The organism is Streptomyces sp. SID5910 (assembly GCF_009862125.1).
Lineage (GTDB): Bacteria > Actinomycetota > Actinomycetes > Streptomycetales > Streptomycetaceae > Streptomyces.
Map to the genome: position 1 here is coordinate 1 of NZ_WWHX01000863.1, position 10,181 is coordinate 10,181.

General features: G+C 71.0%; 8 protein-coding genes and 1 CRISPR repeat array. All 8 genes read right to left on the reverse strand.

What is annotated here, in order from left to right:
* Positions 1-241: 241 nt before the first annotated feature.
* Genes cas2e through cas3 form a run of 8 tightly spaced genes read right to left on the reverse strand, consistent with a single transcriptional unit; the run spans position 242 to position 9,521 of the window.
* Positions 242-592, reverse strand: a complete 351-nt coding sequence (gene cas2e, locus GTW67_RS30460) for a type I-E CRISPR-associated endoribonuclease Cas2e (protein ID WP_161167979.1) — start codon at positions 590-592, stop codon at positions 242-244.
* Complete coding sequence (gene cas1e / locus GTW67_RS30465) at positions 589-1,557, reverse strand: type I-E CRISPR-associated endonuclease Cas1e (protein ID WP_161167980.1); 969 nt, start codon at positions 1,555-1,557, stop codon at positions 589-591. The genes cas2e and cas1e overlap by 4 nt, the downstream gene beginning before the upstream one ends.
* On the reverse strand, positions 1,554-2,336 hold the full coding sequence (gene cas6e, locus GTW67_RS30470) for a type I-E CRISPR-associated protein Cas6/Cse3/CasE (protein ID WP_161167981.1): 783 nt from the start codon (positions 2,334-2,336) through the stop codon (positions 1,554-1,556). Before cas6e ends, cas1e begins: the two co-directional genes overlap by 4 nt.
* On the reverse strand, positions 2,336-3,079 hold the full coding sequence (gene cas5e / locus GTW67_RS30475) for a type I-E CRISPR-associated protein Cas5/CasD (RefSeq protein WP_161167982.1): 744 nt from the start codon (positions 3,077-3,079) through the stop codon (positions 2,336-2,338). Before cas5e ends, cas6e begins: the two co-directional genes overlap by 1 nt.
* Positions 3,076-4,272 (reverse strand): type I-E CRISPR-associated protein Cas7/Cse4/CasC, encoded by a 1,197-nt coding sequence (gene cas7e, locus GTW67_RS30480; RefSeq protein WP_161167983.1) that lies wholly within the window; start codon positions 4,270-4,272, stop codon positions 3,076-3,078. The genes cas5e and cas7e overlap by 4 nt, the downstream gene beginning before the upstream one ends.
* Positions 4,269-4,967, reverse strand: coding sequence for a type I-E CRISPR-associated protein Cse2/CasB (gene casB / locus GTW67_RS30485; RefSeq protein ID WP_161167984.1), 699 nt, complete (start codon positions 4,965-4,967; stop codon positions 4,269-4,271). Before casB ends, cas7e begins: the two co-directional genes overlap by 4 nt.
* Positions 4,964-6,682 (reverse strand): type I-E CRISPR-associated protein Cse1/CasA, encoded by a 1,719-nt coding sequence (gene casA / locus GTW67_RS30490; RefSeq protein ID WP_346010787.1) that lies wholly within the window; start codon positions 6,680-6,682, stop codon positions 4,964-4,966. Before casA ends, casB begins: the two co-directional genes overlap by 4 nt.
* A 34-nt stretch (positions 6,683-6,716) precedes the next feature.
* The gene (cas3, locus tag GTW67_RS30495) at positions 6,717-9,521 is read right to left on the reverse strand and encodes a CRISPR-associated helicase Cas3' (protein ID WP_161167985.1); all 2,805 of its coding nucleotides are present in this window, start codon (positions 9,519-9,521) and stop codon (positions 6,717-6,719) included.
* Positions 9,522-9,846: 325 nt separating this feature from the next.
* Positions 9,847-10,181: direct repeats of the CRISPR family, unit length 29 nt; unit sequence CTGCTCCCCGCACCCGCGGGGATGGTCCC.

The following is a 10,181-nucleotide window of genomic DNA, read 5'->3' on the forward strand; positions in this document are numbered from 1 at the left end:
GGGGCCATCCCCGCGGGTGCGGGGAGCAGTTGAAGCCGTACTTGGAGAACTCGGCCATCTGGGGGCCATCCCCGCGGGTGCGGGGAGCAGCTACACCCCGCTCTGCCACTGAAGTCGGCGGGGGCCATCCCCGCGGGTGCGGGGAGCAGGCTGGGCGAACTGTGGTTTTGTTGGTGTCGGAGGTGGATTCCTGGGACTTCCGCCGATTTCGGCAAATGGGGCATAGCTGGCTCCGTGCGCATCAGCCCCTGCCGAAGCGGCGGCGTTTGGAGGCTCTGCTCCAGCCGGATGGTGGTCCGGCTTGGGGAGGCGACGCGTTGGGGGCGGGGCGGTGGATGAGGGTGATGCCCTCGTGGTCGATCGGGTGCCAGGCGTGGTCGTGGGTGCGGAAGGTGAAGCCCTGCTCGTTGTTCGTGGTGTGGGCCAACAGGGCGCGGCCCTGTCCCGCGTACTGCTGGACTTCTTCCCACAGAGCGTCGCGTATCCGGGCCGAGGGGTTGCCCACGAATACCCCGGCGGAGATCTCCAGCAGCCAGCGGGTGAGGAAGCCGCGTAGCCCGGCCGGGCAGTTGGTGAGGACGATGACCGTCACCAGAGATCGTCTCCGTAGTCCTCGGGACCGTCGTGGTTGATGCCGGAGGCGACCTGGCGGCCGTGGTCGCTCTGGAGCGTGACCACGTCCCGGTCGTCGCCTACGCCGGTGGAGTCGGCCGCTTCCGGGAGCAGGAGCTGTTTGATGTCGTCGACACACCGGTTCAGCAACGATGTTTCGTTGATGCGGTCCCGCAAGGCGCGGCGAGTGCGTGGGCCCGTGTCCTCCTCGTCCTGTGCGGCCACGTCGAAGGCGAGCGGGATGCCGATCTCCGTCTTGTAGAGGTCGGCGACGTCCAGGACGAAGGACAGTTCATGGCCCGAGTGGATGAAACCCAGAGCCGGGCTGCATCCCAGAGAGGTGACGACGGCATGGGCGATGCCGTACATGCACTGGGCGGCGGCGGTGATGGCCTGGTTGACGGCGTCGCCGCCGGAGAAGTCGCCGGGAACATATCGGCGGCCCCGCCAGCGGACGCCGGTGCGGGCGGCCTCGGCCCGGTAGCAGTCCTTGACCCGCTTTCCCTCATGGCCGAGGAGTTCCTGCCGGGTGAGACCGGTGGGGTCCTCGTCCGGGAAGCGCAGCCGGTACATCGCCCGGGCCACGGCGAGGCGGTTGCGCGGGTTGGCCCACTGGCGGGCCTGGGCCTCCACGAGGGCGGCGGAGCGGCTGAGCGCGCGACCGGAGGCGTAGTAGCGCACGCCGTGTTCACCGACCCAGCAGACCGCCGCACCGGTTTCCCCGAGCACGCTCATGGCCTGGTGGGTGACGCGTGTTCCAGGGCCGAGGAGGAGGGTGCCTATCGTCGCCGAGGGGATGTGGGTGGTGCCTTCTGCGTCCTGCGCCGTGATGGCGTTCGCGTCGCGGTGGACCGTGCAGCGCTCCAGATAGACGAAGGAAAGACGTTCGCCGGTGCGGGTGAGCTGCCTGGGAGTGAGCGCCCGGCGCTGTGAGACCGTGCTCATGGGCGCGTCGGCTGGGTCACGGGCGCCAGGGTGAGAAGGCCGCAGCCGTAGGCACGGGCCCGGCCGATGCCCTGGGTGAGGGAGCGGCGCAGCGTGGCGGGATCGGTGACCTCCAGCCGTCCTTCGAAGGTGACCGTGACGACGGTGACCGGCTTGTCCCGGCGGCTGCCGGAGCCGCGGGACTTGTCGAAGGCGAGAGAACGGCTGTCCCGTACGGCCAGCTCGTACCGGTCGCCGGGTTGGGGGTGCTTGTGGTGGGTGGTGCCCTCGGGCAGGAGACGGCGGTCCGCCGGCTTCTCGCAGACGCGGAAGCCGAGGCGCTTCTGCCGTTCCTCGTCGAGCAGCCAGCCCATCTGGTGGACGGGCGTCAGGTGGGCGGTGAGCTTGCGGGGTTCGCCCTCCTTGCGGCGGACCGTGTGCACGGGGTTCGCGGTCAGCCGGAACGCCCAGCGGTCACCGACGGCCAGGCGGTCGAGCAGGGGAGCGTAGGACCGGGTCTGCCACCCGGGGTTCTCGGGGCCGGCGACGGCGGGCCATCCGGCTTGCTCGACCAGGTGGGTCAGGTCGGGACGGCCGGGGCTGACCACGTGGAGCAGCACCTCGGCGCGGGCCCGCTGGTCCAGGCGCCACAGCACGCGCGGTGCGTCGGGCTGCGGACTGTCGGAGGGCAGGATGTCGGGGAAGGAGGACATGACCGCCGCATGTATGGCCTGGGGCGAGGACAGCAAGTGGCGAGCGCCGGGCCGTGCGGTGTTGACGCGGAAGCGGGAGAGGAACATCAGGCGCTCTCATTCTCCAGGGCATCGAGGGCGGCGAACGGGTCGTGTGCGTCCTGCGGGCTGCCCCCACCGGCAGGGAGGGGAGTGGGTACGGCCGTGGTGACGACGGTGCGCAGAGCGTGCCTCCGGTGCGCGGCGTCGAAGCTGACCGGCTGGTCGCACAGGACGTCGGCCGACTCGGCGGACTCTGTGGCCGTCCTCTCGCGGAGTACCGTCAGAGACTCCGGGGTCCGGTGGCGTCTGCGGTACCAGGCGGATGCCTGCCACGGCACGCTTGCCAGCACGTTCTCGAGTGTCGTGTCCTCGTATCGTCCGAAGTCGACCGGCTCGGAGGGCGGACACGAACGCCGCCCGAGATACGGCAGGTAGACCGGGGCGCGCAGAGCCTCGTGCAGGAGGGTGAGCAGGGCGTGCTCGCCCTCGACCGCGGCGACGAAGACGGCGTCGGCGAGGTAGAACCGCTCCGAAAGCGGCAGGGAGGCCCCGGTGACGCCGTGGTGGGCGGTGTGGAAGTCCCGTATACGGGACCCGGGCTGGTCGATGCGGACCCCGAACCGCAGTGCTGACAAGGGGGCCAGGCCGGTGTCGTCGCCGCGCTCGATGCCGGCCGCCGAGGCGAGCAGGCCGATGACGCCGCTCTTGGTCGGGGCCGACTCGGTGGTGCGGCGGGTGAAGCGGGAGGAGGCCCCCCAGGACTGCAGGGGGCCGGCCAGCCGTAGGGCGAGCACGCTGGTGCGGCTCATGCGGGCTTCTCCAGGCGTTCGGCGACGGACTGTCCGACAGCCGCGGCGAGTTCACGCAGTGTCCCGGTCTCAGTACCGAGGTCGGCGAGCTTCTGCGTGGCGGGGCCGACCCGCAGGATCCACGTGAGGGTGGTCTCGGGATCGCCATAGGCGCGCTCGACGTCCGAGGCGTAGGAGGCGAGCCGGTCGGCGGCCTCGCGCAGGTGTCCGCCGCCGTCGCTGCGCACCGGGTCCTCGAAGGCGGCGACGTAGCTGAGGGGCCGGGTGGTGCGGAGCCTGACGACCACGGCGTCGGGCTCGGTGTGGTGCCCGAAGGTGTTGATCTTCCCGGTGGGGAGGGAGTTCACGAAGGCCTGCACGAACGCCTCGACGGCTCGGCGCACCGGCTCGGTGCGCGGTTCGTCGTCACGCAGTCCCTGGCCGAGGTTGTCGGCGAGCAGGTGCACACCCAGGGCGGCGTAGCGGTACAGGGTCGCGGAGTTGAAGTCGACGGTGCCGATCATTCCGGCGCCCGTCTCCTCGTCGGTGTTCTCGTCGTCGACGGCCGTGTAGTAGTCGGACTCGTTGTCGACCCGGTGGACGCTCAGGGCGTGCGCGACCTGCACGGCGGCATCGACGTTGATGTCGGCGACGTCGGCGACCATCCGGCCGAACAGTGCGATGTCCACGGAGTGCCGGGTGTCCGCGAGCTCCTTGGCCCGGGCCTTGTTCTCCTTGGTCCTCAGGAACGCCGTGATGTCGGCGGCGCCTTCCAGCGCGAGACGGGCCAGGCCGTCGAGCTGCCGGGAACTGAGGAAGACCAGGTACTTGCTCTCCGGGGCGGGGGCGGGGCCCCCGTCCTTCTTCGCCTGGTCGGCCTTCCTCTTGGGGACCTCGGTCTTGAAGCCCGCGGCCCTGACCGTCTCGTCGGCGAGTTTCAGTGCCGTCTCCCGCTCGACGGATGCGTCGAACCCGGTGATCCGGTCGGCCAGAAGCTCCACGACCTTCTTCGTCCGTACGCCCAGCTCGGCCGGGTCGAGCAGGTGCTCGTCCTTGAAGCAGGTACGGATCGCCCGCTTCCATGCCTGGCTGGAGACACGGGCGCGGGGGACTCCGCCGTAGACGGCCGTCTTCGGTGCGCCCGTGTCGTCTCGGTTGAGGTTGCTGGGCGGGACGGTCTGGAGGGCGTGCACGTCCAGGAAGATGCGGTTCACGAGGCGTCCTTGTCGGTGTCCGGGGTGGCGTTCTCGTCGGAGGCCGGGGCGGTCTTCTGGCCGGCTTCCGGTTGGGCCTGCGGCCGTTCGTGGAAGGAGCGGCCCCACCGCCGCCGTACGGCGGCGGGCCCGTCGGGCCACTGCCAGACGTAGAGCTGGCCGGCGAGCAGCGCGTAGTCGAGTGGTATCGGCGTCTTGGCGCTGCGCAGCAGGGCGACGATGTCGCGCAGCCGTCGGGTGAGCGTGGCGAGGTCGGGGGCCGTACCCGCGCGGACCAGACGCTTGCGTACGGGGGCGTCGGTGCCGTCGGCCGGCATCAGACGCCGGACCGCCGCGCCCAGGCCGGCAGGCCGCTCGCGCGTATGCCGGCGGTGCATGGGAACACCGCGGGACTGCTGGTGGAACGCCCAGAGGGTGAGGGTCGCGTGCAGCGCGTCCTCGGCACGTTCCAGCTCCCACTCGCCCAACGGCGGTGTCCCCGTGACCGTCGTGTGGAGCGGGCCGGTGTCGATCAGGTTCCACAGGTCGGGTGTCTCGCCCGCCTCACGACCTGCGCCGCGACGCAGCCGGGCGAGAGCGCCGACGGCGTCGGACCTGTCCTTGAGGTAACCGTCCTGCCAGGCGCCGATGCGCGTGGCGGCGAGGTCCGCGACTCGCTGCTGAACCTGAGCGGTTGCGGTCGTTGTCGTGGTCATACGTGCACCTCCGAGACGGTCGCGGCGTGTTCGGTTCCCGTGGGGCCGGTGGACTCCGGCCCGGACGGCCCGTCGTCGGCCGAAGCAGTGGCCTTCTCGCCGGAGCCGGCGGAGCCCGGCGAGTCGGGGTCTCCCAGGGCCCTGGCCAGGCGTCCCCGGAACCACACGTCGGCCAGGCCCGCGTTCAGCCAATGGGTGCTGCCCTTGTTGTCGGTGTACATCCGCCCCTCCCAGGCCGCGTCCCCCGCGGTGGCGATGAGGCGGTCACCGAGGCGGCCTACCGACTGCCGCACCTGGCGCTGCCAGGTGAGCCGGTGCTCGAAGGGGTCGGGAACCTCCGCCATGTCGGTCAGCCAGCCGCGGTAGCGGTGATCCAGCGCGTCGAACCCCTCGGCACGGGCGGTGGCCTTCGGCCCCTCCTGCTCGGAGCCGGTGGCCCGGGCGAGGTCGGCCGCGAGGTCCCCCAAGGCGCGCACCGCCCTGTCGGCGTCCTCGGCCGCAGCGATGGCCTGCGCGGCGTAGGCGGGATCCTGCCCGTGCAGCAGGACGACCGGCATGTCCAGACGGTCGTCGACGACCTCGTCGATCACGGACTGCTGGGTCCCGTACTGGACACCCACCACCCGCGTACGGACGAGGAAGCGACGGGGCAGGTGGCCCTCGGTCACCAGCCGCGCGACCCACTCAAGGACCCGCGGCCGCAGCCGCGAGGGCCCCTCGGTACCGCCGGTGTCCTCCAGCCGGTCGGCGAGGAGCGAGGCGATGCCCCGCCAGGCCGAGCGGTACGGATCGTGTTCCAGCGGCAGATACATGGGCGCCCGCCCCAGCTTCTTCTCCTGCGCAGGGCTGCGCCGCCAGGCAGTCATCGGCTCAGCGCGGTGCATGTTCCGGGCGACGAGCGGATCGCCGTAGCCGAGGACGACACCGTGGACACCGTTCGCGTCGTGGTGCAGACGCACCCGGCGCGACTGCCAGGTGTACAGGTCACGCGGACCGGCCGCGGACCACCCGTCAGAGCCCGGCCCGCAGGGCTCATGACGCCAGGCCGGCCGGTCACCGGCGGAGAAGTCGAGCGCCTCGGTGTCCGCCGCCACCAGGTTGAGCAGCAGCGTCTCGCGCAGCGTGCGGCCCTCCACGAACACGCCGCCCAGGCCTCCTGCCCAGCCAGTGCCGAGCGGGTACACCTTGCCGCCCTTGACGCGGTCGTCGCCGACCATGCCTGACTTGATGCCGGAGGTGTCGTAGGCGTGGACGTGGACGACCCAACGGGCAGCCTCGGCGAGGGAAAGCCGCCGTACGTCCGGCATCCGCGCGCTGAAGAACGGCTGCCCGGTCGGTACGTCGGCCACGATCCGGTTGAGGGAGAACACGTCGTCCTTCGCCGTACGCAGTCCGGCCGTCTGGAGGAACGGCGCGCTCGGGTGCAGGAGGTCGAACCGCTCGCGCTGCTCCTCCAGATACGCCTGGACCGGAGCGAAGCAGTCCGGGTCCTCCCACAGCTCCGCCCACTCCTCGATGTCGTCCGGGCCGTCCAGCGCGTCATGTGCGACGGCCAGGAGGAGACGGACCAAGGAGAACTCCTGGGTGGCCAGTTCACCCACGACGCACCGCAGGTCATCGGCCTGGGCGAAGACCTGGCGGAGCGACAGCTCGTCCTGGGAGCCGTCGCTCCGCAGCACACCGATCCACGGTTGACTGGTCAGGTCGAAGGACACAGCATCATTCGCCGCTATACCGCCACCGGCGGGATCAGTCGTCGTCACGGGTCACCTCAAGACCGTCACTCGGGCTGTAGCGGAGTGCGAATCCCGCCAGGTGGGTCTGGCAGTCCTCGTCGAGGGCGAGGATCAGCTGGTCGGCGAGCCAAGGGCTGTCCTTGCCCTGCCAGGCGCGCACATACAGCTGCTCCAGCTCCTCGATGGCCCGGTCCGTGGTTTCGCCGGAGAACTGCAAGGGGAGCCGTAGTCCGCAGCTCGCGGCCGTGCGGGCCGCGAACCGTGTCGGTACCGCGTCCTGCGCCAGCTCCAGGCCGGCCCGTTGCCGGTTCCTGCCGTCCGGCTCGAGCCACGGGAGGGTTGCGAGGCTGCCGTCGCCGCGCCGCTGCACGACGACGACCTCCAGGCTGTCCCGGCTGTCGCGGACCTGGGCCCGCCCGGTGGGGGTGTCGTCCGTGTCGCCCACCCCGGCGGCGACCCAGCCGAACAGCGGCCGTCCCGGTTTGCCGACGTCCCCCAGGCGGAACACTGCGGCGCGCTGGGCCTGATCATCGCGGTGCCGCTCGAACTGCTCAGCCGCCGCTTTCATCGCGTCCTGCCAGTGGTCCGGACCGACCGGGTCCTCCCCGTACGCGCTCTGCACAAGGGGGCTGATATCCGCCGGGAGGCGCACCGGCCGCCGGGACCCGCCGTCCAGGTGGGGGAGGAGCACTGCCGCCGACCGCAGCAGGGCGTGCCGTCCGTACACCGCGACGGACCCTCGCACCGGTGCGGTCACCTCCGCGTCCCAGTCGGCCCCCGTCACCAGACAACGTGCGGTGCGCAAGCGCTCGGGACGGTCGTGCTGTTCCCTTCCACGCTGGTGGCGATGCAGGCGGCCCATGCGCTGGAGCAGCAGGTCGACCGGGCACAGGTCGCTGACCAGCAGGTCGAAGTCGACGTCCAGGGACTGTTCTGCGACCTGGCTGGCCACCACGATGTGCCGGCCCGCAGGCCGGTCGTCCGTCTTCTCCGGAGGCCCGAAGAGGCGGAGCAACTCCTTGTCCTTGCCTGCCCGGTCGAGGTCGACGAACCGGGAATGGGCGACCGTCACGCTCTCGGCACCGAATCGATCACGGAGCGCGTGAGCCGTTTCCAGAACCCGTGCGACGGTGTTCCGGATCAGGAGGACGCACCCGCCGTCGGACAGCTCTGCCTCCAGCCGGTCGGCGAGGACGTCCAGGCCGTCGCTCAGACGCTCGACTCGCACCTGCGTCGACCGGGCGGAGGCCTGCGGGTGGCGAAGCAGCGGAACGCCGCCCGGAGCGACGGCGGTCAGCAAGGGGTACGCGTCCGACGTCGCCGTTTCGGCGGCGGCCGCCGCGTCGGCACGGCCGGAGTACGCCGCAACGAGTTCCCGCCTGCGGGAGGCCGGCAGAGTCGCCGACAGCACGACGACCGGAATCCGGTACGCACCCAGCCAGGCCAGCACCCGGTCCAGGTACACGCTCATGTAGGTGTCGTAGGCGTGCGCCTCGTCGATGACGACGACCTTCCCGGCTACGGCGAGGTGTCGCAGTGCCAGGTGCCGGCTCTTCAGGCCGGCGAACAGTAACTGGTCGATGGTGCCCGCGACGAACGACGCCAGCATGGCCTTCTTGCGGCCACGCAGCCAGGCATGCGCCACGAGTTCGGGTCGCGCGCGGCGTCGCTCGTCCAGTCTCTGCCGGGATGTGAGCGCCGCTTCGTCCACGTCGACGGCCGCGACCGCTCCCGTACGGTCCATCAGGCCGGCGAAGTCCTCGTTGAGAGCCGCCTTGGAGTGGGCCAGGTGCACCGAGCGGCGCGAGTCCGCCACCCCCGGCACCCGCCCCAGCCAGTCGAGCAGGCGGGGGAACATGGCGTTGCCGGTGGCCATCGTGGGCAGGGCGAAGAAGACCCCGCCCGCGCCCGATCGCGCCGCGAAGATCTCGGCCACGGCCAGTGCCGCCTCCGTCTTGCCCTCACCCATAGGCGCCTCGACGACCATCAGACCGGGCGTCTCCAGCTCCCGGGCGAGTTCTACGGCGGCTTCCTGGACGGGGCGGACCTGCGCTCCCGCGGGCAGGTCGAACCGGGAGGCGAACAGCTCCTGAGCGCTGCCCTGCGGTTCTTCGGCCTGCCAGGGTTCCGGTAGGTCAAGCCCCTGCCAGGCTGCGGTAAGACGCTCGTGGTCACTGCGGGATGCGCCGTCGGGGAAGTACGGGAAGAGGTCCGGGTTGCTGGCGATCCAGTCGGAGACGATGACCACCGCGGTGAGCAGCACTTGCACCGGCTGGGGCAGCCTGACCCCACGCCATCCGCCGAGCAGGTCGGCCACACCGAACTGCTCGGCACAGGCGTCGAGCAACTCGGTCTGCACCTGCCGCCAGACATGGCTGCTCGCGCCAGGTGGGCGCAGCAACTCCTCGTGTTCGTACAGGGCCTTGATCTGGCCGTGCTCGGGCGGCACTCCGTGATGCCCGCCCACAGCAACCGTGAACTGCCCGGTCCGGGCGGGCGTCCACCCGTGCCGCTCCTCCAGCCATTCCCCCAGCAGCACCTGCCCGGCCAGACCGTGCGGCGCGATCCGTCGATCCGGCCCGAGGGCTTTCGCCGAGCGCATCTCCAGTCCCTGGCCGCGCATCACGTCGGCGAGTTGATCGACCTGACACGCGAACGCCGGGGTGGCCTTGCCGATGTCGTGCGCGCCGGCGAGCCACACGGCAAGGGCACGCGCGTCCGACTCCCCCCGGGGCAACGGCTCGGCGATCAGTCGCCGCACCCCTACAGGCAGCCACTGGTCCCACAACAGGCCCGCCACGGCGGCGCTGTCCTCCATGTGCCGCCACAGTGGGAGCCACCCATCGGTCTTACGGTCATGTTTGGCCCACACCGCCCTGGCCGGCTTCCCAAGCCGACACTTCAGGCTGGAACGGACGTTCCCCCCATCACCCATGAGTGATTAATACAGGGGGCAACTGGCTCGCCACATCAAAACCAGCAAAGAGAAGAGTTCGCCGAATGGCGGCACTCCCAGGACGTAAGCTGACCGGCTGACCCGAGCGCGACTGCAAAGCTAGGCACCACCCCGTGTCCATTTGCCGGATTTTGCAAAAGTCCCTCAGAACGTGTCCCCGCGACCGTAAACTCGCAGGTCAATCAGCCTGCTCCCCGCACCCGCGGGGATGGTCCCGATCAGGAACGCAACCCCACCGCCGCCTTGTCGCTGCTCCCCGCACCCGCGGGGATGGTCCCCGGGCGAGGTAGCCGCGGAGTCCGGCGCCGAACTGCTCCCCGCACCCGCGGGGATGGTCCCGAGGCCGGCCGCAACAGCCGCGAGATGGCCACCTGCTCCCCGCACCCGCGGGGATGGTCCCCGTGGCCGCCGCCGCTGAACCGGAGCTCCGGGCTGCTCCCCGCACCCGCGGGGATGGTCCCAGGTACAGGGTGACGTTGTCGACGGTGCGTCGCTGCTCCCCGCACCCGCGGGGATGGTCCC